Origin of the sequence: Fibrobacter sp., assembly GCF_045131395.1 — a bacterium.
In the GTDB taxonomy this organism is placed as follows: Bacteria; Fibrobacterota; Fibrobacteria; order Fibrobacterales; family Fibrobacteraceae; genus Fibrobacter.
Genome location: NZ_JBGUQY010000023.1, coordinates 12,771 through 38,389, shown reverse-complemented (window position 1 = coordinate 38,389; position 25,619 = coordinate 12,771). Strand labels below are relative to the sequence as shown.

At 51.8% G+C, this 25,619-nt stretch carries 22 protein-coding genes; 6 read left to right on the top strand and 16 right to left on the bottom strand.

Annotated features, from left to right (window positions below):
• Positions 1-269: 269 nt before the first annotated feature.
• Entirely contained in the window at positions 270-1,523 is a 1,254-nt protein-coding gene (locus ACJMNB_RS06695; RefSeq protein ID WP_405340363.1) for a hypothetical protein, read from the bottom strand.
• Positions 1,524-1,699: 176 nt separating this feature from the next.
• Complete coding sequence (locus ACJMNB_RS06690; RefSeq protein WP_405340360.1) at positions 1,700-3,124, bottom strand: PLP-dependent aminotransferase family protein; 1,425 nt, start codon at positions 3,122-3,124, stop codon at positions 1,700-1,702.
• A gap of 138 nt (positions 3,125-3,262) precedes the next feature.
• Here ACJMNB_RS06690 and pdxS point away from each other — a divergent pair, with 138 nt between their 5' ends.
• Together pdxS and pdxT are read left to right on the top strand one after the other, a co-directional pair.
• Positions 3,263-4,141, top strand: coding sequence for a pyridoxal 5'-phosphate synthase lyase subunit PdxS (gene pdxS, locus ACJMNB_RS06685; RefSeq protein ID WP_405340357.1), 879 nt, complete (start codon positions 3,263-3,265; stop codon positions 4,139-4,141).
• Complete coding sequence (gene pdxT, locus ACJMNB_RS06680) at positions 4,141-4,761, top strand: pyridoxal 5'-phosphate synthase glutaminase subunit PdxT (protein WP_405340354.1); 621 nt, start codon at positions 4,141-4,143, stop codon at positions 4,759-4,761. The genes pdxS and pdxT overlap by 1 nt, the downstream gene beginning before the upstream one ends.
• On the opposite strand, the gene ACJMNB_RS06675 is transcribed toward pdxT, so the two are convergent.
• From ACJMNB_RS06675 to ACJMNB_RS06665, 3 genes are read right to left on the bottom strand one after another with little or no spacing between them, the layout of a single operon-like run.
• Positions 4,762-5,475, bottom strand: a complete 714-nt coding sequence (locus ACJMNB_RS06675; RefSeq protein WP_405340351.1) for an ABC transporter ATP-binding protein — start codon at positions 5,473-5,475, stop codon at positions 4,762-4,764.
• Positions 5,472-6,692, bottom strand: coding sequence for an ABC transporter permease (locus ACJMNB_RS06670; RefSeq protein ID WP_405340348.1), 1,221 nt, complete (start codon positions 6,690-6,692; stop codon positions 5,472-5,474). The genes ACJMNB_RS06675 and ACJMNB_RS06670 overlap by 4 nt, the downstream gene beginning before the upstream one ends.
• Positions 6,679-7,089 (bottom strand): DUF4418 family protein, encoded by a 411-nt coding sequence (locus tag ACJMNB_RS06665; RefSeq protein ID WP_405340347.1) that lies wholly within the window; start codon positions 7,087-7,089, stop codon positions 6,679-6,681. The genes ACJMNB_RS06670 and ACJMNB_RS06665 overlap by 14 nt, the downstream gene beginning before the upstream one ends.
• Before the next feature lie 220 nt (positions 7,090-7,309).
• On the opposite strand from ACJMNB_RS06665, the gene ACJMNB_RS06660 reads away from it, so the two are divergent.
• Positions 7,310-8,608, top strand: coding sequence for an O-acetylhomoserine aminocarboxypropyltransferase/cysteine synthase family protein (locus tag ACJMNB_RS06660; protein ID WP_405340345.1), 1,299 nt, complete (start codon positions 7,310-7,312; stop codon positions 8,606-8,608).
• A 143-nt stretch (positions 8,609-8,751) separates the two neighbouring features.
• Here the strand turns inward: ACJMNB_RS06660 and ACJMNB_RS06655 are convergent, their stop codons facing one another.
• The 9 genes from ACJMNB_RS06655 to ACJMNB_RS06615 form a co-directional block, all read right to left on the bottom strand.
• Positions 8,752-10,116: an aminotransferase class III-fold pyridoxal phosphate-dependent enzyme gene (locus tag ACJMNB_RS06655; protein WP_405340342.1), complete on the bottom strand. Its 1,365-nt coding sequence runs from the start codon at positions 10,114-10,116 to the stop codon at positions 8,752-8,754.
• 108 nt (positions 10,117-10,224) lie between these two features.
• Entirely contained in the window at positions 10,225-11,025 is an 801-nt protein-coding gene (locus tag ACJMNB_RS06650; RefSeq protein WP_405340339.1) for an ABC transporter ATP-binding protein, read from the bottom strand.
• Between the two features lie 9 nt (positions 11,026-11,034).
• Positions 11,035-12,012, bottom strand: coding sequence for an ABC transporter permease (locus ACJMNB_RS06645; RefSeq protein WP_405340336.1), 978 nt, complete (start codon positions 12,010-12,012; stop codon positions 11,035-11,037).
• Positions 12,013-12,069: 57 nt separating this feature from the next.
• A complete protein-coding gene (locus tag ACJMNB_RS06640) occupies positions 12,070-13,116 on the bottom strand; it encodes an ABC transporter substrate-binding protein (protein WP_405340333.1) in 1,047 nt (348 codons plus the stop codon).
• Between the two features lie 123 nt (positions 13,117-13,239).
• Complete coding sequence (locus tag ACJMNB_RS06635) at positions 13,240-13,797, bottom strand: carboxymuconolactone decarboxylase family protein (protein WP_405340330.1); 558 nt, start codon at positions 13,795-13,797, stop codon at positions 13,240-13,242.
• Positions 13,798-13,934: 137 nt separating this feature from the next.
• On the bottom strand, positions 13,935-14,846 hold the full coding sequence (locus ACJMNB_RS06630; RefSeq protein ID WP_405340327.1) for a PLP-dependent cysteine synthase family protein: 912 nt from the start codon (positions 14,844-14,846) through the stop codon (positions 13,935-13,937).
• 11 nt (positions 14,847-14,857) lie between these two features.
• On the bottom strand, positions 14,858-16,015 hold the full coding sequence (locus ACJMNB_RS06625) for a trans-sulfuration enzyme family protein (protein WP_405340324.1): 1,158 nt from the start codon (positions 16,013-16,015) through the stop codon (positions 14,858-14,860).
• 287 nt (positions 16,016-16,302) lie between these two features.
• Positions 16,303-16,974 carry a histidine phosphatase family protein gene (locus ACJMNB_RS06620; RefSeq protein ID WP_405340321.1) on the bottom strand — a complete coding sequence of 224 codons (672 nt, stop codon included), beginning with the start codon at positions 16,972-16,974 and terminating at the stop codon, positions 16,303-16,305.
• The gene (locus ACJMNB_RS06615; protein ID WP_405340318.1) at positions 16,975-17,538 is read right to left on the bottom strand and encodes a phosphatase PAP2 family protein; all 564 of its coding nucleotides are present in this window, start codon (positions 17,536-17,538) and stop codon (positions 16,975-16,977) included.
• A gap of 84 nt (positions 17,539-17,622) precedes the next feature.
• On the opposite strand from ACJMNB_RS06615, the gene ACJMNB_RS06610 reads away from it, so the two are divergent.
• Complete coding sequence (locus ACJMNB_RS06610) at positions 17,623-18,795, top strand: acetate/propionate family kinase (RefSeq protein ID WP_405340316.1); 1,173 nt, start codon at positions 17,623-17,625, stop codon at positions 18,793-18,795.
• 100 nt (positions 18,796-18,895) lie between these two features.
• On the opposite strand, the gene ACJMNB_RS06605 is transcribed toward ACJMNB_RS06610, so the two are convergent.
• Positions 18,896-21,592 (bottom strand): Ig-like domain-containing protein, encoded by a 2,697-nt coding sequence (locus ACJMNB_RS06605; protein ID WP_405340313.1) that lies wholly within the window; start codon positions 21,590-21,592, stop codon positions 18,896-18,898.
• A 180-nt stretch (positions 21,593-21,772) separates the two neighbouring features.
• Positions 21,773-23,599: an ATP-binding cassette domain-containing protein gene (locus ACJMNB_RS06600; RefSeq protein ID WP_405340310.1), complete on the bottom strand. Its 1,827-nt coding sequence runs from the start codon at positions 23,597-23,599 to the stop codon at positions 21,773-21,775.
• A gap of 54 nt (positions 23,600-23,653) precedes the next feature.
• Between ACJMNB_RS06600 and ACJMNB_RS06595 the strand changes: the two genes are divergently transcribed.
• Complete coding sequence (locus tag ACJMNB_RS06595; RefSeq protein ID WP_405340307.1) at positions 23,654-24,643, top strand: porin family protein; 990 nt, start codon at positions 23,654-23,656, stop codon at positions 24,641-24,643.
• Positions 24,644-24,761: 118 nt separating this feature from the next.
• Positions 24,762-25,577 carry an outer membrane beta-barrel protein gene (locus ACJMNB_RS06590; protein ID WP_405340304.1) on the top strand — a complete coding sequence of 272 codons (816 nt, stop codon included), beginning with the start codon at positions 24,762-24,764 and terminating at the stop codon, positions 25,575-25,577.
• Positions 25,578-25,619: the final 42 nt, after the last annotated feature.

The window sequence follows — 25,619 nt, the reverse complement described above, 5'->3', positions numbered from 1 at the left end:
TCCAAAATTTTTTTTGTTTTTTTTTATATATAATATGGGGGGGGGTGGGGGGGCGGGGGTGTGGGCCCCCGCAGAGGGGGTAGCGAGCAACTGCGCAAGCGCAGTGCGAGCGAGGGGGAAACTTCCCCCACCTATTAAAGCGATGCAACTACACCAATAACTATCCAGAAAACTACACAGAAAACTGCCCAGAGAACTACCCAGAAAAGTTCACAGGAATGTTCACAGAAAAATACAGATTAGGCTACATCAAAGCCGACTAAAACCTGCTACACCGGCAGTTTCGAGTAAAGCTTTTCTACCGTGTCCGAGAGCAGCTTTTTCACGTCGTCGCGGCTGCAGGTATCCAGCTGTTCCAGGCACGCCGTAAGGGTCAGCACAATGGCCTCCCTAAAGGCGTACTCTTCTTGCAGCTTGCGTTCCTTGCCGTATTCCCTCAGGGCATACACAAAGGCGAATACCGCCATAGAAGACATGGCGAGGTTCATCACCACGTCGGCCCATACAGAGCCCGTATGCACGCCGAATCGGGTAAACACGCCGTAAATCCACAGGGAGCCACCGGCAAACAGCACCAGGCTCAGGATCAGCCAAATTTGCGCCTTTCGGCCCAAGCTGCGTTTTCTCTTGTTGAAGCTGCTGCCCAAGGAGCCGCCGCCCACAAAGTCCGTCATCTTCTTGATTTCTTCCACCTTCTCGCTAGACGTCGCCAGGCAAGCTTCCATGCCCTTCAGGCTGTTTTCCGTCATGCTGTCGATTTCAGAAATCTTCGCGCAGGCCTGCTCGATCAAATCCTGGGCAGACACAATCTTCTCGGACAGTTGCTTGTCCCTGTTCTCGGCGTCGCTCACCTTGAGGGTCATGGAATCCCGGAGTTCTTCAAGCGCCTGCTTCTGGGCGTTCAGCTGTTCCGTCAGCGTCTGGATTTCGGCCACCCTTTCCGATGCCTCGGCAGACATGGCCTTCGCATTCTGTTCCGCGTTCGTCACGGACACCATCTGGGTCTTCACCAGGTCCGTCATCTTCAGGATTCTCTCGAATTCTTCCGATGCCTTGTCAAACAGTTCGCCGGTCTTTTCTTCGGCCTGCGTAATGGCGGCCACGCGTTCGTCCAGGCTGTCTCTCTGCGGGATATTCCAAAAGCCGAGCATCATCTCGTAAACAACGAGGTTCCTCGTGCAAATAGAGAGCACCGTAACATTCTGCTTCTTGATAGACGCCGCGATCAGCACGATCAGCTGCGAAAGCGTCTTGGGGGGCATGCCGAAATAAGTCAGTTCCGAATCCCTTACGCGGGCGGGTTCCGGCAGGTCGAAGGGCAAAAAGCGCCAATCGTCCGTTTTTACTTTGTCTCGCAATTGAGCGTAAGGCCGCTTCACGTTTTCGAGAGCCTTGCGCAACTGTACCAACCTGACGGTCCTATCATGGACACTCACGCCAGCGTAGGTCTGTATGTATTCATCTCTGCTCTTTTCCAAGAGATTGATGCTTTCTAGGAGATCTTCACGTTGTTGGCGGTTCATCCCTAACCCCATTCATAAACACTCCTATATAAGATAACTTTTTTTAACATGAATGAGGAGGTTGGATTAATACATCATCATTCTATTACTCTTAACTAAAGTTTACAAGAACCCTACATTGGCGAAAATTGACAAATTTCGCCATTTTTATGATATAAATCACACTGAAAAACTGGCTAAATGCAGGCCTGGACCAGCGCCTGCACGGCCTTTTGCACGTTCTTTTTTTCTACGGAAGAATAGTTTATCACAAACCTGTGTACAGACGGTTCCGCCTCGAAATAGTATTCCGAGAGGGCCTTGATGTTGACGCCATTTTGGCGCGCCCGCTTGCAGAATTCCGCATCCGAAAGCTTGGTTTGCACCTGCAAAATAAAATGCAGGCCCGCATCTTCTTCGTAAACGGTAGCCACGTCCGAAAGGCGGCTCTTGCGAATGGCCGACAGCAGGGCGTCTCGCTTGGCGCGGTACAGGTTGCGCATGCGGTTGATGTGGGTTTCGTAATAGCCCAGGTTCAAGAATTTCGCCATCACGTATTGGTCCAAGTTCGAGACCGTGCAAGAATAGAACGAAAGTTCGTTATGGAATTTTTCGGCCAGGTGCGGCGGGAGCACCATGTAGGCAATTCGGATGGCAGACGTCATGGTCTTGGAGAAGGTATTCAGGTAAACCACCTTCTCGGTGACATCGATATTTTGTAGCGCCGGAATGGGTTTGCCGGTCATGCGCATTTCGCTGTCGTAATCGTCTTCTACAATGTAGCGCTTCGGGGATTCTGCCGCCCAGCTGAGCAAACGGTAGCGCTCGCCAATGGGCATCACCATTCCTGTCGGGAAATGGTGCGAGGGCGAAATGTGGACGATATCCGCATCGGACTTTTTGACGGCATCGGTAAGGCTCTCCTCTTGAATGGGGATGTGGCAAACCTTGACTCCGTATTGGCCATATATTTTCGAAATCTTGGCCCAGCCCGGATCTTCTACGGCGTAGCACTTGTCAAAGCCCAGCAACTGAACTAGCAGACCGTACAGATAATCGGTTCCGGCACCCACCACAATCTGTTCCGGCCGCACCTGGATATTTCTGAATTCACGGAGCATGCGGGCAATGGCACTGCGCAATTCTAAAGTGCCAGCACCCTGGGAGACCTTCAGCAAGTCCCTCTGCCTTTCACAAAGGACTTCGCGGGTAATCTTTGCCCAGGTGGTAAAGGGGAACGCCTCGATATCGGCCCCGTTGCTTACGAAGTCGGCGATGTACTTGGGGTTGACCTGCTCCGATTCTTCAAAATTTTCCATGGGGCGTCTGCGTTTGCCCCTTGTTTTGCGCTGTTGCAGTTTCGATGAATCGGAGGCCTTGATGTCGGCCACAAAAAAGCCCTTCTTGGGGAGCGAATAGATAAAGCCTTCGGTCAATAGCTGGGCATAGGCATTTTCCACCGTCACCACGCTCACGCCCAGATTCTGCGCCAGGTTCCGCTTGGAAGGGAGCTGTTCTTCGGCCAGGATATTCCCGTTTACGATATCTTTTTTGATGCATTGGTACAAATAATGGTAAAGGCTATTGGCACCGGCCTTGGACATATCGTAAGTAAACATCATCTGACCTTATTGAATTTGTAAATCTGGTATTAAACTGACCTTATTAAAATAATAAAAATCTGAACATTGAGCAAGTCCAGCTTAAGTTTTAAATTACGCCTTGAAAACAAACAATTCACTTTTTTCAAGGAGATGTACATGTCAGACCAGAACCGTTACGAACTCAACAAGAATCTTGCCCAGATGCTCAAGGGCGGCGTGATTATGGATGTCACCACCCCCGAACAGGCAAAAATTGCCGAAGCCGCAGGGGCTGCCGCTGTGATGGCATTGGAACGCATTCCCGCCGATATCCGTGCCGCAGGCGGTGTCTCGCGCATGAGCGACCCGAAGATGATCAAGGGCATTCAGGATGCCGTTTCTATCCCCGTGATGGCCAAGTGCCGTATCGGTCACTTTGCCGAGGCCCAGATTTTGCAGGCTATCGAAATCGACTACATCGACGAAAGCGAAGTGCTCTCTCCTGCCGACGACATTTTCCACATTAACAAGCGGGAATTTGACGTTCCCTTCGTGTGCGGAGCCAAGGATTTGGGCGAAGCACTCCGCCGTATCGAAGAAGGTGCATCCATGATTCGCACCAAGGGTGAGCCGGGCACGGGCGACATCGTCCAGGCCGTACGCCACATGCGCCTCATGAACCAGGAAATCGCCCGCATCACCAGCATGCGCGAAGACGAACTCTTCAACCGCGCCAAGGAACTCCAGGTGAGCTACGACCTGGTGCGCTACGTTCACGACCACAAGAAACTCCCCGTAGTGAACTTCGCTGCCGGGGGTGTCGCCACCCCCGCCGATGCCGCCCTCATGATGCAGCTAGGCGCCGAAGGCGTATTCGTAGGCTCGGGAATCTTTAAATCCGGCAACCCCGCCAAGCGTGCCGCCGCCATCGTACAGGCCGTTACCAACTACACCGATGCAAAGCTTATCGCCAAGCTCTCCGAAGACTTGGGCGAAGCCATGGTCGGCATCAACGAACAAGAAATTGCCCTGCTCATGGCAGAAAGGGGGAAGTAATGGGAATCAACAAACCGCAAATTGGCGTGCTGGCGGTACAGGGGGCATTCATCGAACACGAACGCATTCTGCAATCGCTCGGTGCCGATGTATTTGAAATCCGGCAGTTGCGGGACCTCGACGGACCTCACGGCCGTATCGACGGGCTCGTGCTCCCCGGCGGCGAAAGCACCGTACAAGGCAAGCTGTTGCACGACCTAGGACTATTTGAGCCCCTGCGAGAAAAAATCGCAAACGGCCTCCCCGTACTCGCAACATGCGCGGGCGCAATCCTCCTGGCCGAAAAAATCGCCGGCGAAAACAAGGCGCATTTTGCAACGCTCCCTGCCATCATCCGCCGCAATGCCTACGGCCGCCAACTGGGCAGTTTCTTTACCGAAAACGAAGTCGCCCACGTCGGAAAAGTGCCGCAGACATTTATCCGGGCACCCTTCTTTGAATCTGTAGGCAGCGATGTAGAAGTACTTTCACGAACGGCAAGCTCAAACCCGGGGGAATCCGCGGCCAGCGAGCACATTGTCGCCGTAAAGTACAAGAACCAAATCGCCCTCTCGTTCCACCCGGAACTCAATAGCGACACAAGCATCCACCAGTATTTTCTAAAGCTGGTGGCGGCTTAATTACAATCCGCCAAAATCGGATTCTGCACTGGGCAATAGACGGCCCTTGTGCATGGTATAAATGCGGTCACCATACTTAAAGCCGCGAGGGTCATGGGTCGCCACAAGCACCGACGTTCCCGACTGCGCAAGTTCGGCCAGAAGGTCAAAAACAATCTTGGCGTTAGCTTCGTCCAGGTTACTCGTGGGTTCATCCGCAATCACGATTTCAGGCTTATTCACCAGGGCCCGCACGATAGCGGCCCTTTTCAGTTCACCGCCCGAAAGTTCCGCGGGCATTTCGTGCACCAGGTGTGCAATGCCCAAGGTTTCTAGCTTCGCGGCAATGTCCGCATCGGTTACGTCTGCAATGGTTTTCACCTCGATCTTTTTGCCGTCGCGCAGCGCTTGGGGCAACAAGATGTTCTCGAGCACGGTAAAGTGCGGCAAGAATACAGATTCCTGTGGCACATAGCCGATCTTCTCGTTTCGAATGGCCGAAATCTCGGCATCGCTAAGGCCTGCAAAATCGGCACCGTTAAACACCACGGAACCGCTAGTCGGGCGGTTGATCCCAGAAAGCAGCGACAAGAGCGTACTCTTTCCGCTACCCGATTCGCCATAAATCACCGAGAAGTCGCCGGACCAGGCAAAAAATTCCACGTCTTCGACGGCGTTGAATTCTTCGCCGCGACGGGTATAAGTTTTATACAAATTAGAAACGTTTAAAATCAATGTTCTACCTCCCTCAAAGCAGCGTAGGCATCAATCTTGCTCACCTTATTTGCCACGCCATAAACCGCCACCGGTCCCACAGAATGCAAGAGCAAAATCACCACCGCGTACACCGCGGCAATTTCGGCATTCCCAGGGACAATAAAGGGCACGCTCACATGTTCGCCGATCCAGATTTTAAAGGTGAAAAACGCCACGCTAGAGAACAGCAAGCCAATGTAAGTGCCCACCGCCGACACCAGCAGCGATTCACCCAGCACAAGGGTCCTTAAGCGCTTGCGGGCATACCCCACAATCCGCAACAGCGCATATTCACGCCGGCGTTCACGGGTCGACAGCGAAAACGAAATCACAATCGCCGCCACCGCAATCACCAGGAACAAGCCCACAATGGACCACACCACAATCTGCAAGAAGTTCGCCGACTTTTCAAGACCCGAGAACAAATCCTTGCGGGTACGAATTTGCACGCCGTCAAAGCGGGTATGAATTTCTTGAGAAAGGCGGTCGATATCGGCACCGGCGCGCAGCTTGATCAACACGCTGGAATAAAGCGGCGCATCCGAACCATCGGAGCGTACATCCTGATGCAAGAAAACCACGCCCTTGGCCTTTGCCGCCTCGCGAATTTGGGCAAGTGTCGCCACGTCTACAAAAACGGCCTGGTCCAACTTGTTGCCGACCGGTTCAAGGCTTGCCGCCACGGGGTATTCATGGTCAAAGAACTTGACGGTCTTTTTCTCGCCCACGCTAATGTCGCTACCCACCACAATGGCACCCTTGGGGAGCTTATCCGTCAACACTTCACGAATCCAGGGCTGAATCACAAAATCAGATGCCGGGTCGAAACCGATAATCATGACTTTTTGTTCGCAGCAGCTGGAACTCAGGGTAGTCAAAAAAAACTGCGGAGTCGCCTGTTCCACACCGGCGAGGCCACGGATAAATTCCAGCGCGCCCTGGGGCAAATAGGCGTACTTGGAGTCGCCCTGCAAAAGAATGGTCTGGTCGTTGATTTCGCTCCCCTGGGGAATCACGATTACATCGGCACCCAAGCGCGACGAAAGACGGTTCAGGCCCTTCGAAAGGGAGAGCGACAAAAGCCCGCCCACCAAAAGCACCGAAGCGAGCAAGGCAATCAAAAGCGAAAGCCCGAAACTTCTGAAGGGGTTTCGCAAGTAGTTTTCAATAATCAAATTAAAATCAGTCTTGTTCATTTCGCCTCCTCAACTTGAAAAGAATCAAATTCACCACCGCAAACACCGCAATCACCACACCTGTCAAAGCAAACACCGGGCCTGTCACCGAGTGGCAAGCCATGTGGGCGTGGGGGCAAGTACCCACAATAACTGTCGGCACCAGCGAAACAAAAGCGCCTGCAACAGAAGCCAATGCAGAAAGTGCCAAATAGACGTTCCGCTTGATAATTCCGGCAGCCACCACGGCAATCAACAACAAGGCAAAACCAAGAGCAGTCTCGACAGAAGCAGATGTTCCGCAACGCATGCTAGCGCCACCCATGGGGCGGCAAACCGGCAAAATCACCTGGGCAAAAGCAATCAGCAAAATTCCGAAAATAAGATTGGCAATAACAAACAGCTTGTACTGTTTCATGGTACTCTCCTTGAAAATTTTTGGTGCATAAATTAAAAAGGTGTACACAAAATGTCCAATACTATATTATAATAGGTTGTTATAGATTTTTATTATAACAATACAATGGCACGCGCTGCGGCGCATATAGAAAAAAGCGATAATTCAGCATAAGAATTAAGTATTGGACATTAGTTTGTTCGGCTTCTATCTTTGCAATCAAAAAAAGTACGGAGGCTACATGTCCAATTATTCTTTTGATACACTCAAGTTGCACGCGGGCTATAACCCCGCCGACCACAACCACGCTGTTTCGGTACCCATTTACCAGACAACCGCTTTTACCCTTGATACCGTAAAGCGCAGCGACGACCTGTTTTATTTCGACAGTGGCGATGCGCTTTATACCCGACTTTCTAATCCGACAACGGATGTACTTGACGCGCGCCTTACGGCACTCCACCCGGGAGCAACCGGGGCTGTCACGCTTTCTTCGGGCATGGCAGCGGTAACGTATGCGCTTTTGAATGTCACTGCAGGCAAGGGCAGAATCCTTGCAACAGCTCGTTCTTACGGCGGATCTTTCGATAGTTTCGAACAAATCTTCGGAGAGACGGGCGTCAAGTATGACATTGTAGAAAACCCTGACGATCCGGCCAATTTCGAGGCGCTTGTCAAGGAAGACACCAAGGTGATTTACATTGAATCGATCACCAACCCGAATGCGACTATCCTCGATATCGAAGCCATTGCAAACATTGCCCACAAGCACGGAATCCCGCTGATTGTGGACAACACGGTGGCAACCCCCTACTTGTTGAACCCCTTTGATTTCGGCGCTGACGTGGTCGTTTATTCGGCAACCAAGGGCCTTACGGGTCACGGCAACGTGATTGCCGGTGCCATTGTAGAAAACGGCAAGTTCAACTGGAAAAACGGAAAGTTCCCGCAGTTCGACGGACAGCCCCATTTCTTGGTATCGCAACAGGGCGTTCCCCGCAGCTTTTACGATGTATTCCCGGACACCGTCTTTACGGGCCGCATTCGCGCCATTCACCTGAATTATCTGGGCGGCGCAATTGCCCCCTTCAATTCTTACCTGGTGTTGCTCGGTATCGAAACCCTTTCGGAACGTCTTTCGAAATCGGTGAAGTCCGCCGAAAAGATCGTGGAATTCCTGGAAACACGCCCCGAAGTTTCTTGGGTCAACCACCCGCACGCCAAAAACAGCAAGTACAGGGCGCTCGCCGCCAAGTACTTCCCCAAGGGCGCTGGCGCAATCTTAAGTTTTGGCCTTAAAAAGAATGACCGTGCCACCATCGTCAAGTTCCTGGAAGCCGTAAAGGTATTCAGCTTCCAGGCAAACATCGGTGATGCCCGCTCGCTCATCATTAACCCGTCTACCACCACCCACATCGAGCTCCCGGAACGCGCCCAGGAATTGGCCGATATCCATTCCGAAACCATCCGCCTCTCGATTGGTCTCGAAGACGTAAACGATTTGATTGCCGACCTGGAACAAGCCTTCGCCGCTATTTAATAGCGCGAGGGCGTTCCGCTGAATTTCGATTCATAGCAAAGCAAAAAGGTGGCTGCTTCTTAGCAGTCACCTTTAATTTATGGCAAAAAAAATTTTGAGAGCAAAAAAATGGCGGAACAAGTCCGCCATCATAAAAGAGGTTTTTATTTTACAAGTCCGTCGGCGTATTCGGTAATCGCCTTGTCGAGGCGAGCAAAGATTTCGTCGATTTGGGCCTCGTTAATAATCAGCGGAGGTGCCACAATGATTGTGGAGCCACCACCCATCGTGAGGATGCCGTATTCGTTGCGGAGCTTTGCGATGAAGTTGCCAAGGAAGGGTTCGCCCGCCGCATTCTTGCGGATGACATCCTTGTGATCCTTGCTGTAGCTGAATTCGATGGCACCAAAAAGGCCCACAGAACGCACGTCGCCCACGGAGGGGTGCTTTGCCTTGAGTTCAGCAAGCTTTTTCTTCAAAACAGGTTCCTGTTTCTTCACGTTGCCCTTGACATCCAGGCGGAAGTATTCTTCGATACAGGCGATCGCAGCAGCAACGCCCAGCGGATGCGCATTATAGGTAAGCCCTGCGGTAAAGGCATTTTCCTCATAATAATTCGCAATCTTTTCGCTAATGAGCACGCCGCCGAGCGGAGCGTATGCGCTGTTCACACCCTTTGCAAAAGTAATCAGGTCCGGTTCCACGCCATCGGCCTGGCAGGCAAACCATTCGCCCGTGCGCAAGAAGCCGCTCATGACTTCGTCGCACACCAGCAAAATTCCGTACTTGTCGCAGATTTCACGGACACCCTTCAGGTATCCCTTGGGGTAAAGGTACACGCCATTAGAACCCGTGACCGATTCAATGAACACGGCCGCCACAGATTCCGGGCATTCCTGCTGAATCTGGTATTCCAGGCGAGAAAGGAAGTGCGCTGTCGCTTCTTCTTCGGTCTTGAACTTGATATCGTAACCGTAAAGGTGCGGAGCCGGATACTTGATGAATCCGGGAATCGTCGGGAACAGCGAAGCGCGTTCGCTTTCGCCCGTAAGGCTAGAGGCACCGTAAGTGCTTCCATGGTAAGATTCATACTTCGAGAAAATCTTATCGCGGCCCGTAAACGCCTTCACAAAACGGATGGCAAATTCATTCGCTTCGGAGCCACCCAGCGTAAACAGCACCTTCTTGAAATTCTTCGGGGCAATCTTTTCGATCAAGAGTTCGCTGAGTTCGCCCGCTTCGGCAAAGGCATGACGCGGAGCGATGTAAGCCAAACGTTCCACCTGCTTTTGCACCGCTTCGATAATGTGGCGGTTATTAAAGCCGATATTCACGTTCACCAGTTCCGACGCGATATCGATGTATTCCTTGCCTGCACCATCGTAAACGTAGATACCGTCGGCATGGTCTACAAAGAACGGCTTATAATCTTTATGGGGGGCATTCGCGAAAGAAAACAGATTATACTTTCGGGCCTTTTCATAAGAGGCGGCATTTTCTCCCGCCACATAACTAACGTTATTTGACATAGTACTCTCCTTAATTTTTGGAACAAATATAGGAGCGATTTTAGTCGCTGTCCAATACTTTGTTTTTAGCGCTCGTTATCAATTTTTCCGATAACAAATCCATCTAGACTAAATGACGTATTCCGGCGCCGTATTGGAACGTGCAAGATTAAAGCGTTCCAATATTTTTGCACGCTTCTCCAAGAACACAGCCGAGCCCCTTTCTCTCGGGAATTCATCATGAATTTCCAGCACCTCGCTAATGCGCCCCGGCCGCGGCGTCATAATCACGATGCGGTCCGACAAATAAAGGGCTTCGTCAATATCGTGGGTTACCAGGATCATCGTCGTATTGCGTTCCTTGCGCAAATCCAGAAGCATGTTCTGAATGTCGGCGCGGGTAAACGAGTCGAGAGCGCCCATGGGTTCATCGAGCAACAAAAGCTCCGGATCGTTAATCAGGGCGCGGGCAATGGCCACGCGCTGCGCCATGCCGCCACTAATCTGGTGCGGAAAATTCTTTTCGAATCCGCCAAGACCAATTTTTTCGATAAAATCGTGAACCTTATTCTTATTCTGCTTATAAACGCCGCGAATCTTGAGGCCCATTGCGATGTTGTCTTCTACCGTGAGCCACGGAAAAAGGCACCCCTGCTGGAACACGTAGCCGCGCTTGGAATCCGGCCCACGCACCGGTTCGCCATCAAGAATGATCTTGCCCTCTTGAACCGGGTCAAGCCCTGCAATCAAGCGCAAAAGCGTCGTCTTGCCGCAACCCGATGCACCCAGAATCGAAATGAATTCGCCCTCAAAAACAGAAAGATTGATATCTTTCAAAATCTGTCGCGGTTCGCCCGTGCGTTCATCGATAAAGGAGCGGTTTACATCGCGAATCTTCAAGATTTTTTCTTTATCTAAAATATCCGTCATCAAAGCCTCCTATCGCACAACGCCTTTCTGCCAGCGAAGCACATAACGCTGCACCACGCCAACCACCTTCAAAATCGCCGAGAACAGCACAGCCATCACGACAATCGCCGCAAACACCTTGTAATAAGCGCTCCAGACTTTTGAAGTGTTAATGTAGTAGCCGAGACCGCCAGGCTGCCCCATCATTTCGGCCATCACGAGCGTAGTAAAGCCAAACGCAGCCGCCGTCATAATGCCCGTAAAAATCTGCGGCATTGCATGGGGAATCGCAATATGGAAAATCTGGTACAGCTGCCCCGCGCCAAAAGTGCGCGAAAGTTCAAACAACGACTTCGGCGTACCCTGCACCCCGTCGGCCGTCATGGTCGCCACCGGGAACCAGGAGCAAATCGCAATCAAGAAAGTCGCCGCCGCAAACGAAGTCGGGAAAAGCGTCAAGGCAAAAGGCATCCATGCCACCGCCGGAATCACGCCGCAAATGTTGAGCACCGGCAAAATCCAGTAACGAGCCTTCGGATACCAACCGATTAGCACACCAGTCAACACACCCGTCACCACGCCCACCGAAAATCCGGCTACAAAAAGACGCAACGAGTAAAGCGTATTCTTCCAGATAAAAGCCGTGTCGCCCAAGAAGGCATCCATAATCACGGCCGGCCCCGGGAAAAAGGGCTGCGGGAGCACCAACAGCTTCGTGCCGAGGAGGTCCCACAGGGCTAGGGCAATCCCTATCGCAAAGCGAAATTTTGCCCCCTTGCCAAACTTGTTTATTTTTTCTTGATCCGCCTTTTTAACAAACAGCACCAATCGATAAATGCCGTAGTACAGGGCAAGAGCAAGAAGTACCAGGCGGTATGCCAAATTGTCGTCAATCGCAATTCCGCCAAATGTATAGGATTTCAGCTTGACACCCTCGGCAACCTGCGGAAAAAACAGGTTCACAAGGAACGCCAAGAGAAACCCCGTCAGGGTTAAAAATAAATTCATGCATTCTCCGTACTTTTAAAAAGATCCCCGCCTGCGCGGGGATGACAAATGATGGGCTTACTGATTCAAGTCAACTTCTTGATACAGGTCCTTCACGAACTGGTCAGGATCCTTGGTCAAGTAGCCGATATTCTTCAGCTGTTCGCTAAAGTAACGCAAGTCGCCCTTCACGTCGCGGCCAAGAGTCTTGCGCTGTTCCAGCGAAGTGTAGACATAACTCTTGATGAGTTCAACAGCCAGCGGCTTGTCTTCGATTTCGGAATACTTGCCTTCGGCAATAATGTCAACCGTTTCTTCGGGGTGTTCGGCAATCCAGGCTTCAGCCTTGTGAATCGCACGCAGGAGTGCTGCAATCTTTGCCGGTTCTTCCTTCAGAATCTTGGCAGACACATAAATGAAACAGCAGTAGCGACCGTCAAACACGGGGTCCTTCGCCACATCCATAATGGCCTCGGCCTTGCCCGACTTTTCGTAAGCAGATGCCAGCGGATCCCAAATGGCAGCGGCATCAATCTGGCCCTGTTCCAAAGCTTCAAGGGCCAAGTTACCGTCGGCATAGGGCAAGAACTGCACCTGGTTATCTTCGGGCTTGGTCGAAACGCCACCCAGCGAAAGCCAAAGGCTTGCTGCCTGATGGGGTGTACCGCCGATTTCGTCAACGGCAATCTTCTTGCCCTTCAAATCAGCAGCGGTCTTGTAGGGCGAACCCTTCTTCACCAGCACCTTGATACAACCGATATGAATACCGTCAACAATCTTGATATCTACGCCGTTTTCGATTGCCTGGAAAAACTGGAAATCGGAATTGGTAAGGGCATAGGTGCCTTTGCTAAGCCCGAGCTTGCGAGTTTCGCCATCGGCGGCAATCAACTTGGCGTCAATTCCTTCTTCGGCAAAGAATCCCTTTTCTTTAGCCACGTAGAAAGGCGCGCCGCACAAGGAACCGTCCAAAATCGGGAGTTCCAAAGTACCGAACTTGAACTGGGATTTTTCCGTCTGCTGAGCATCCTGTTTTTCAGCTTTTTCGTTACCGCATGCTCCAGCCAACAGGGCAAAGCCAAAAGCAAGCAAAGCCGTGAAATATACTCTGAAATTCGTATTCATTTGTTAATTCCTCTTATAGATTCCCGCCTCATCGGGAATGACAGTAAAGGTCTTTGAAAAAGGCGTCCCTGAAAAATGACATCGTATTTTCCAGAGACGCCCGTGTTGTACGGAGAGTACAAACTACTTGATATTAGCTCTCCATGTAGCCGGCTTGAATTCGCCCACGATGGGGAGCAAGCGCTTGTCTACATCAATCTTCAACACAGAATTGAAATTGTTGGTCGCAATCATCTGGGCAGCAAAGCCAACGATTGCCACAATTTCAGAATCGTTATAGAACTTGCGCAGTTCATCGAAATAAGAATCCGGAACGGCGGTGGGGTCCTTCACAATCTGCTTCGCAAGCTTCGAAAGGATTTCTTCCTTTTCGTCGAGTTCAAAGCTGTTCGGATCAATACCGAGAGCCTTCAGGTCGCTAATGAAGAACAGTGAGCAAAGCTGGCAGCTATTGGTCGTAGAAATCGCGTGGGCATAGATCGTTGCCGCACGGAGGCCAATAATCTGTTCAAGGCGATTCCAGCTGGTGTACCAACCCATAAAGGCGTCGAAGGTTGCATAGTCCTGCAACAGGGCGCGCTTCATGTTGGTGATCTTGCCAGTAGACACGAGCTTTTCGTAGGCTTCTTTTGCCTGACCCTGAGCCTCTTCAACCGATTCAATAAATTTTACTCTTGCCATTGTTTATACTCTCCTTTCGGTGCGTTAGCACCATTTTTTTTTGTTTTTTGATGTCTTTTGATGCGCAAAATATAGAAGTGATATTTCGCGTTGTCCAATACTTAATTTTTAGGGTTAGTTATCGTATTTTTTTATACCTACACGTACAAACCTTTACTAAAGTAACGGTCGCCGCGATCAGGTGCCACAAAGACGATGTTGCCGCGAGCGCCCGAAGCAATCAACTTCTTGGCTGCGCTGAACGCCGCACCCGATGAAGACCCCGCAATAATGCCCTCTTTTTGAGCAAGTTCACGAGCGCCACCAAAGGCATCGTCATCGTTAATTTTTATAACGCTATCCACCAGCGACATGTCCATGGTATCGGCAATAAAGTCGTTACCGATTCCTTCGATGTTGTAGTCGCCATGTTCGCCGCCGCCCATGGTAGAGCCAATGGGGTCTGCGAGCACGCCCTGGATTTTCGGGTTGCGTTCCTTGAGGTACTTGAGAATGCCACTGTACGTGCCGCCACTTCCGGCACCTGCCACCACGTAATCTACGAGACCGTCCAAGTCTTCATAGATTTCGGGGCCGGTAGTTTCGTAGTGTGCGAGCGGATTAGCCATGTTGCGGAACTGCCTGAGCGAAACAGAACCCGGAATTTCTTTGAGAAGTTCTTCGGCCTTCTTTTCGGCACCTAGCATCCCCTCTTCACGCGGGGTGTTGATGAGTTCTGCACCGAGGGCCCGCATAAGCGTCTGCTTTTCTTGCGAGAACTTGGTCGGCACCACAAATATCACGCGAATGCCGCGGTTGAGCGCTGCGAAAGCGATTCCAAGGCCCGTGTTGCCTGCGGTGGCTTCTACAATGGTTCCGCCCGGTTTGAGCGATCCGTTAGCCAGCGCATCGTTCACCATGTAAAGGCCGGTACGGTCTTTCACGCTGCCCGAGGGGTTCCAGAGTTCAAGTTTAGCAAACAGATTTACACCTTCGGGGAGTCCCACATGCGTAAGCTTTACAAGCGGAGTCTTGCCAATCAGCGACTGCATGGATTCATAGTAATGCATATCGCGCCCCCTTATGCCAATGCCGCGTTAATAGCCGAATTCAAATCGAGAATAATGTCGTCCACCTTCTCGATACCCACAGACAAACGGATCAAGCCGTCAGTAATGCCCACCTTCTCGCGAATTTCCTTCGGGATAGAGGCATGCGTCATGGTTGCCGGGTGGCATACGAGACTTTCGACACCGCCCAAACTTTCGGCCAGAGAAATCAGCTGCAAGCCCTTGAAGAATTTCTTGATGTCATAATTTTCATAAAGCTCAAACGAAATCATGGCGCCGCCGTTTTTGGCCTGCTTTTTGTTGATTTCGTAGCCCTGAGCCGTCGGGAGGCCCGGATAATACACATGCTTTACGGCTTCGTGACTTTCCAGGTAGCGGGCAATGCGTTCTGCATTTTCCGTATGGCGATCCAGGCGCACGCCGAGCGTCTTGATGCCGCGAATCAGAAGGAAGGAATCGAAGGGGCCGAGCACAGCGCCCACGGCGTTCTGATTGAATGCGAGCTTTTCTGCAATTTCCTTATTGTTAGTCACCGCAAGGCCAGCCACCACATCACTATGGCCGCCCAAATACTTTGTGGCAGAATGCACCACGATGTCGGCGCCAAGTTCCAGCGGACGCTGCAAATAAGGAGTCATGAAGGTGTTATCAACAATGGTCAAGATACCATGTTTCTTGGCAATCGCCGCAACACCAGCCAAATCTGTCACGGTCAACAGCGGGTTCGCCGGGCTTTCAATAAAGAAGGCCTTTACATCGGGCGTCACCTTGGTATCGAGCGTTGCCAAATCCGTAGTGTCTTCGATAGAATAAGTAATGCCGAGATTCTTGAAAACCTTGTCCAAAACGCGGAAAGTACCGCCATAAACATTGCTCGAGATAATGATGCGATCACCCTGCTTAAAAAGCGAAAGCACCGTAGAAGTGGCGGCCATGCCAGAGGCAAATGCAAAACCGGCCACACCGCCTTCCAAGTCAGCAATCAGCGCTTCGAGCGCTGCGCGCGTGGGGTTACCCGTACGGGAATATTCCCAGCCCGTGTTTTCGCCGAGACCCGCCTGTTTATAAGTAGAAGTCTGATAGATAGGAACGTTTACAGCACCCGTGACAGCATCGCCATCGATTCCGCCGTGAATGAGTTTCGTTTCAATATACTTTGAAGTTGACATTTTTGAAGCCCTTTAGCGCACTCGCGCCGTTTTAAAGTTTTGAATAAAAAAATCCCGCTACGGAACATAACCGAGCGGGAAACAGTTTAAAAGCAATACTTAAAAACTAGTCGCCCGTTCGACATCGACAACAACAACACATGTTCATCATCAACTGGATCATTTTTTTAATTCCCTATCTTTTGTGTAGGGAAATATAGGTAAAAACAATAACCCCGTCAACCAAAAATGGGTTATTTGGTTATACTATTTTTTGTTCGGTAGTTATAGAAAAAATTTATAAGTCGTTAAAACGCGAGCCAGCCCGTGTCTAGGCCAGTCACCGGGACTATGCGCTTCACGTTCTTCTGCACATCAGTAACCACGGCCATTCCCGTCAGGTAATTCATCCAGCGCTGCGGCGAAAATTGCATCTTGCAAAAGTGCGTGAGGCACGGAACAATCCAGGCATCATGCGTTGCAAAAATGTTAAAGCGGGCGCCACCCTTTTCAAGCATCATGGCAAGCATTTCATCGGAACGCTTTGCCAACGGAGCGAATGCTTCTTTATCGCGGCGCGGGTTGCCAGCGGCCTCGTTTTTCAGCCATTCGCAAATGCCTTCATAGAATCCGGCGCGCAACACTTTGGTATATTCGTCGTAATCTTGAACAAAGTATTCCGCGAGGCAATCCATCTTTTCTACCGACGGGTTTTCAACACCGCGCCCAGCGCCAATATTCTCGGCCGTTTCTACGCAACGGCCCACCGGGCTCGAAAAGAAGCTCATATCGCCATCGGCAGGAATGCACTTGCCAAGCGCCAAAGCCTGCTCCCGTCCACGCTCCGTAAGGCCCACGTGCGCTCCGAAATCAGGATCTTCAGGAGTAATATGCCTGCGTTCCCCGTGACGAATCAACAAGAACACGCGCTCATCAGCCGACACCGACTTAAAAAATTCCGAAGCATGGACAAATTCCATTTAAGCCCCAACACCAATCGCCGCAAGAACCGCCGGCGAGCATAGAACCCAAATCACGTTTCCGATGACAAAACTCAAGATGCCCAGCAAAAACCCGCAAATAATATCCGTCAGCCAATGCACGCCAAAATACACGCGCAAAAGTCCCCACGTAAGCGGCAAGAGCATCATAATCCAGCCGTACTGCGGAACCGCATAAAACACCGCCGAGGCCACCGCCAAGTTGTTCATCGTGTGGCCAGAAGGAAAACTATACTTGTCGAGAGGCGGAACCTCCGCCTTGATTTGCGGATTCGCCGCAAATGGCCTCGGCCGCTTGGTGCTAAGCTTCACGCCCTCGTATAGCGCGAGCGAAACCACCATCGCCACCAAAGCCTGCGCCAGAATCGGCCAAAACGCCGACCAGCCCAAATGCAAAAACAGCACCAGCGCAAAAATGCCCCAAATGTAGCCGTCACCCAGACGCACATAAAACTTGAGGAACTTAGTCGTCTTCTCAGAAAAATGCCGGTTCGTCCAATAAACCGACACGCGATTATCAAATTCAGCGATTTTCTTGAACATCAAGTTCAATTTAGAATTTTCAGCCGGCACCACCCCGCCAAAATTCCTATTTTATTAGCCGTAAAAACTACAAAGGATAACTTTATGCGCGTACTCGTTCTTAATTGCGGCAGCTCCTCGGTCAAGTTCGCCGTTATCGACACCCAGACCAAAGAATCCATCTCCAGCGGCCTCGTCGAAAATATCGGCGTGAATGGTCACGTGAAGGCAAAGGGCCCGGAAGGCAATATCGATTTCAATTTCGATTGCCCGACCCATGCCGAGGCCGTTGCCGAAGTGCAGAAGTTCCTCGCCGAACAGAAGCTCATCGAAACCATCGAAGCTATCGGCCACCGCGTGGTGCATGGCGGTAAATACATCAAGAGCGAAAAGGTCTCTCAGGAAGTGATCGACTACATCCGTAGCATTACCCTGTTTGCCCCGCTCCACGAACCGGCTCACGCAACCGGTATGGAATGCGCCACCAAGTTCTTCCCGACGCTCCCGCAGGTCGCCGTATTCGACACAGCCTTCCACCAGACCATGCCGCGCAAGGCTTACCTCTACGGCATTCCGTATTCCTTCTACGAAAAGGATGCTATCCGCCGTTACGGTTTCCACGGCACCAGCCACCGCTTCGTGACTGCCGAAGCCGCCAAGATCTTGGACAAGAATCCGGAAGACTGCTGCTTCATTACCGCTCACCTCGGTAACGGTTCCAGCTGCTCCGCCATTTTGAACGGCAAGTGCGCTGACACCACCATGGGCTTTACCCCGCTGGACGGCCTTATCATGGGTACCCGCTCCGGTAGCCTCGACCCGGCAATCCTCTTCTTCATCAGCAAGAAGTACGGTTACGATATCGACCGCCTCGACAAGCTTGTAAACAAGGAATCCGGTTTGCTCGGCCTCTCTGGCTTAAGCAACGACATGCGCACCCTGACGCAGGCTGCAAGCGAAGGCCATCTCGGCGCCCAGATTGCTCTCGAAACCTTCTGCTACAAGCTGACCCGCGAAATCGGCGGCATCGCTATGGCACTCCCCCGCATTGACGCCCTGGTGTTCACCGGCGGCATTGGCGAAAACAGCCGCGTGGTCCGCAAGGCCGTCATGGAAAACCTCGCCCTGCTCGGTTACCAGATCGACGACGCCCGCAACGAAGACAACGGCAAGAATTCCGGCCACATCATCAGCAAGGACGGCACGCCGACTGCTATGGTGGTTGCCACCAACGAAGAATTGCTCATCGCCCTCGACACCGAAGCTCTGGTGAAGTAAGTCGCGATCTTCGCAAACAATTAAAGGCTCCGCAAAAATGCGGAGCCTTCTTTATATTCTTGCAGATTGCTTCGCCCCTGAAGGGCTCGCAATGACGTTATTACTTAATCGTCCATCTCTGCTTGTTCACCTGCAGGATCTTTCTGCCCTGCACCTGAGCGGCAGCGTTACGTACGTCTGCTTCGCTTACCGGGAGCTTGGCCTTCCACATTACGCGACCCTGCATGTCGAAGATTGCCACGGAACCGCGGTTAGCAAGGATAGCGCTCTGCCAGTTGGTCTTCGGAGCAGCAACCACAGGAGCGATCGATGCCGGAGCTTCCTTGGCGACCACGAGCAGCTTGAAGGTACCGGAGAATTCCGCGTCGCTTACCGTAATTGCAATCGGGTACATGGCATTGGGAGCCACCACAGAATCCTTGGCACTTGTAATCGAAAGAACTCCGTCCTTCAAAGACCAAGCGAACAGATCCGTCTTCTTGATCGGCTCAATCTTGAAAGTCAGGGTGTCGCCATCGGGGTCGGTGACATTCTTGCCGATTTCATACTTGAGGTTCCAAGTTTCGCCCAAGCCAGCATACAAGGTGTCGATAGCCTTTGCAATCACCGGACGGTCGTTCTTGCAAGTGATTTTCGCCGGAATCGCAAGTTCTCCAGTCGCACCCATCTTGTCCTTGGCGACAATAATAAGTTCCGTCTCGCCGCAAGCATCCTTGACAGACTTGACCTGAATGGCTCCAGATGCCGTAATCAACGTCGGAGCAAGCAGGCTGTCGTCGCTACGGGCCGTAAACGTCAGTTCAGCCGCACTGGTAGAATCGTCGGTAAACCAGGTCTGCATTTCCTTCTTCAAGAAGGTCACAGAACCAAAGTCTTCTGCCAGGGTAGAAAGGCGCTTGATCGTGTCGGCGACACCGGCTACGGCTTTCGGGGGCTGGTTCTTGTACGCAACATTCAAAGTCACCACCACCGGTTCCGAGGTATCGCCTTCAGCGTTGACAATATAATACATGAAGGTATCTTCGCCTTCGTAGTGACCAATTTCATAAGTAAACGAACCGTCTTCGGCAACAGAGACCTTGCCTTCCACAGCTTCATCATACAGGTAAGCCTTCAAGGTAGACTTGCCATCAGGATTCTTGTCATTTGCAAGCAGGCCCTTCGCAGCAGCAATCTTGTTCACGGAATCCTGCACCACCTTGTAGGTATCTTCCTTAGCAACCGGGGGATCTGCCACCGGGCGAATCTTCACGAAGAAGGACACGCTGGCGGTATCCTTACCGTCGACAGCAAACAGGGTCACCTTGGAAACACCATTCGCATCGGCGATAGAAGCAAGTTCCACCACATGGTTGGTCTTCATGACACCGTATTCAGCCGTCAAGAGGCCGCTGGTCTTTACCTTGATTTCAAGGTCGGTTCCGGCAACATCCGGATCGCTGAACACAAGGTTTTCCAGAGGAATCTTCACCATCACGGGATCAAAGTCTTCATCCAGAACCAAGGTATCGCCCAGCTTATATTCTGTGTCTTCGACGGTCATAGTAGAATCAACGACAACAACCTGAATCGGGTCATCCACGTTGGTCACCTTGATTGTCACCTTGGCCTCATTACTGGTCATGACTTCGTAATCCGGCTGATCGGCTCGGGGATCTTCGGTCAACACATAAGTAAAGAAATCATTGCCGTAGAAATTTTCTTCCGGAGTATAGGTGAATATTCCCGATTCCCCGTCAAAGCTCAGGGTACCATGAGCAGGTTCCGTCACCACCGTTGCCGTATAGGAGTCTTTATCCATATCATAGTCGTTTAGCAACACATGGTTCTTCAAAGAGGTCTTGAGAGCCGTTTCTTCCTTGGTTTCGTAGGTGTCATCAACAGCAACAGGAGCATTTTCACGGTTCACCGTCGAAAGCGTCAGCTGGTAGCTAACCGACTTCTTCGTATCGTCCGTAGCCGTAATAGTGACCACAGCGTCGCCTTCAGGATCGGTACCCGTAACCAGGTTAACCACGCCAGTCTTGTTGTAGAGCGTATCGGCCAACTTCACAAGGCCCGCCTTATCGCCCACAATCTTGACAGTGTAAGAAGCAATATCGCCATCCGGGTCGGTAAACACCTCGGCAAGGTTTAGCTTCAAGGTATCGCCTTCATCCAGGACTCCTTCGTCCTCTGCGGTGTAGGGCGGCTGAATCGTCGGAGCGAAAGTCACGCATTCATCGGCCAGGTCGAAATTGGTAATTTGAATCGTGTTGGTATTGACTGCTGCAGTAGCATCGGTATTCTTGAAGCTAAACTGCACGCCCATCTGCTTGGTAACATTCCACGCAATGGTAGAAGTCGACTTCCAACCCTGCTTAAGGTTTGCAAATGCAACGAAGGTCTTCTTTGTACCCGCAGCGAGGTCGGCACCATAATAGTTGTCGTCAGTAATGGTTGACTGCTTGAAATCAATACGGAACGGAGCCGTCGCACTGTATGTCAAACACACGCCCTTGTAAGACACTAGCGTAACAGCCACATCCTTGTACGAGGTGTTCTGTTCCCATGTGAAACCGAAACCAGCACCATTCGAAGATTTTCCTTCCTTTGCAGTAAGGGCCGTAAGGTGACTTGTCGTCGACCACGCAGACGTGTCAGCAGCAGCACCTGTCCCATATTCAAAGGAATACCAATAGGCGGGAGCCTTGGTTCCAGCCCCCTCACCTTCGGTCCACACCGTAGCACTTGCTGCGTATGCAGAACCGGCCAGAGCGCACAATGCGCCCGTCCACGAAATCATCTTTTTCACCATAATAGACCTCTTATGATTTCCCAATTATTCCATCATTCTAAATCTAATTTAAGAATGTCAATAATGCAACTTGGAATATTGCAATAATAAGGCTTTTTTATCCACGTGTGTAAACTTTTGTAAACAGACCAGGTCCGCTAGTCCGTTTTGGAGAGGGGAAAAATTGGTCTTAAAAACCCGTTAGCCTAGCGAGTCAAGTTCTTCGTAGCGTTCGTAAGCCTTTTCAAGTTCGGCTTCACGATCCGCAATTTCTTTTTGAAGTTCCACGATGCGGGCGGCGTTGGTAAACACCTCGGGTTTAGAAAGTTCCGTCTGACGTTCCGAAATTTCAGCTTCGAGCTTTTCGATTTTTTCGGGAAGGGCCGCGTATTCGCGTTCCTCGTTGTAGCTGCGTTTTTTCTTCTTCGCAGCCGACGCTTGTCCGCCGGCATTATCGGCACCGGAATTCTGCGTAGCTCTCGCCTGCTTTTCGGCTTCCTTTTCTGCAGCCAGGCGGGCGGCGTTCGCCGCCTCCTTGTCACGGACCTTTTTCTTGGCTTCGTAGTCGCTGTAACCGCCCACCGATTCAAAAACATTACCGCCGTCTTCGATAGCCAGAATGCTTGTCGCCACGGAATCCAGGAAGGCACGGTCATGGCTTACGGTAAGCACCGTTCCCTTGTAGTCGGCCAGGAGCTCCGCCAGCAGGTCCAAGGTTTCCATGTCCAAGTCGTTGGTAGGTTCATCCAGCACCAGCACATTGCTGGGGTGGCTAAACAGGCAGGCCAGCAGCAAGCGGTTCCGCTCGCCACCGCTCAAGGCACTGATCGGGCCACGGGCGCGGTCCGCCGAAAAAAGGAAGTCTTGCAGATAACTTAACACATGGCGCTTGACGCCGTTCAGCATCACGTACTGCTGGCCGTCGGCAATGTTTTCCACCAGCGACTTGTCTTCGCGAAGGCGGGTGCGCATCTGGTCAAAGTAGGCCACCTGCAGGTTGGTGCCCAGGCGAATGTCGCCGGTATCGGGAGTGAGTTCACCCAAAATCAAGCGCAAGAGAGTCGTCTTTCCGGAGCCATTGGGGCCCACGATTCCAATGCGGTCTCCGCGAGATACTTCAGTCGTAAGCCCGCTAATCAAGGGCGCACCGTCGTAAGAATAGCTTACGTCAGTGAGGCGTGCCACCAGGCGACCCGAACGGTCCGCCTCGGTAATCTGCATGTTCACGTTGCCCGTTCGGGTGCGGCGCGCCGCCCGTTCTTCGCGCATTTTAATCAGCGCCCGCACGCGACCCTCGTTCCGGGTCCGCCTCGCCTGGATTCCCTTGCGAATCCAGACTTCTTCTTCAGCCAAGCGCTTGTCGAACAGCGCGTTCGCCTTGTCTTCTTCGGCCAAGGCCTGGTCCCTGAACTGCACGAACTTGTCGTACGGGAAATCCCAGCTGCGCACGCGACCGCGGTCCAAGTCAAAAATACGGGTAGCCACCCGGCGCACAAAGGTGCGGTCGTGACTAACAAATAACAGGGCACAATTCAAGCGGGTCACGATCCCTTCCAGCCACTGGATGGCCGGAATGTCCAAATGGTTGGTGGGTTCGTCCAGCAGCAAAAGGTCCGGGTCTTGGGCCAAAGCCTGGGCAAAAAGCGTACGGCGCTTCTGGCCGCCGCTCAAACTGTCGTAAAGAGCTTCGGGATCAATTCCCGTCTTTCCCAAAATCGCCTCGGCGTGGGTATCGTGGGTGCCGTCTTGCATGACCCCCGCCATGACCACGTCGCGGACCGTCCCCTCGATATGGGCCGGAATCTCCTGGATCATGCGGGAAATCTTGAGACCGGACTTCTTGACAATATCCCCCGACTGGACCTCCATTTCGCCCGTCAACACCCTCAAAAGGGTACTCTTGCCACAACCGTTTCGGCCTACCAGGCAAATACGGTCCCCCGCCTCGATGTCAAAGCTTACGTTGTCAAGCAGGGGGGCATTCGCCCCGATGCGCAAAAGGAGATTTTGGGCAGAAAGAATTGGCATAGTTCAAATGTAGAATTTTGCGTGCTCTCTTAAAATTTTATTATAATTAGAAATATGAAAACTTTTTCGCTATCAAATCGTCTAGCAATCGTTTTTCTCGCAGGCACCTTTGCCATCTCCTCCGCATTCGCCCAGGGAGACTTTGAAGGTTCCGGCGAAGTACCCGATCCAAACTGCGTAGGCGACGGTTGCGGTTTCGTATCCGCCGATCAAGCCGCCCAAAGCGAAGATAACGCCAACTATTCTTACGGTGACAACAACTCCAGCGACAATAGTTCCGCCGAGAGCAACTCTACCGCAGAAGAACCTTGGCCCGAATCTACAGAAGAGGCCCCTGCCGACAGCGTCGAGGCCCCAGACACCACCGAAGTGGCGACCACCAACATTGACGAAGAAGACGAAGAAACCTCCCACTACATCGACGAGAACGCAGCCGAATACCGCGCCCGCAAAGAAGGATTCTCCAAAGGCGTGCAGTTCGGTATCCGCGGCGCCATCGGTGCAAGCAAGAGCTTCGGCAAGGGCGCTAGCGACTGGAACCTGGGCCCTGAATTTGGCGGCGGCCTGATGGCAAGACTCCCGCTGGGCAGAACCTTCGCCGTTGCCACCGAACTGGACTTCACCTACCGCCTTTACAGCTACGAGGGCGAGTCCGACTACGGCACGAACGAAGCCAGCATCAATGAAATGTTGTTCGAAATCCCGTTCATGGGCCAGTTCATTTTCGATGAAGACGGATTCTTTATCGGCGTGGGTGTAAACCTGGGACTCAAAATGAGCGGCGACTCCGAATTCAAGCAGACCATCGACTTTGAAGGGACCACCACCAAGGACAAACGCGCCAACACCATCCCCACCGTAGGGGTCGAGGTAGGCGGACTCTTTGACCTGGGCTACACCGTGAACCGCTGGCTCGTGATGGACCTCCGTATCGTCCAGAACTTCACCAACCTGCTGGATCTGGACCTTATCGCCGAATCCACCCTAATGCATTCAAAACTTTACACAATGCACGTTACTTTGGGTGCTACGTTCCTGCTCTAAAATTTTCGGGAACTTCCGTTACGTCTCCTGTTAAGTAAAAAAAAATTTCTGCACTATTTTTACACGCTGAAATTATTTTATAGGCGGGATTTACGTGCTCATTTATTATAATTAGACTATGGATTTGAAGAGATTGAGTGTAGCAGTCGCCATGGCTTTGGCTTTTTCGATGCCTGCCATGGCTCAAAGTGATGATGACGAAGGTTGGGCAACAGCCCCCTCTGCCGCAGGTTCTTCTGGCGAAGACGCGTCTTACGACGGTTCTACCGACAGTGAATTCGCAAACGACGAAGAATACGCCAGCGCCTACGCTCGCTACAAAGCCGAAACTACCAAGAAATCCGAAATCAACCGCATGCGTAACGAAGGTTTCCAGCGTGCTGTTTTGCTCGGTATTCGCGCCCAAGGTGGTATCAACACCTTCTTCGGCGAAAACTCCGACGGCTGGAAGGTCGGTTTCCAGGGCGGTGGCGGCCTCTTGCTCAAGATGAACTTCATGGTCAAGAACCTGAGCCTCGTTCCGGAACTCACCTTCAACTACAGACATTACTCCTACGAACAGGATATGGATGCCTACACCAACGAAGCTAGCATCGATATCTTTATGTTCGAAATTCCGATTATCTTCCGCTACACCTTCGAAGACTACGACTTCTACGTAGGCCTTGGTATCAACATGGGCCTCAAGCTGCAAGGTTCTTCCGAATTCAAGACCAGCGGCGGCACGCGTGAAAATACCGTCGCCACCTCCGGTATGGAAGTGGGCGGCGCCTTCGACATCGGTTACATGCTCACCCGCTGGATCAGCGTGGACCTCCGCGTCGTGCAGTGCTTCACCAGCCTCCTGAACAAGACCCTGGTGGCCGAAGAAATCTTCTACGATTCTTCTTTGAACACGTTCTACACCACCCTCGGTGTGAACTTCATGTTCTAATAAATAACCACGCCTCGTTCATACGAGGCGTTTGTTACTTAC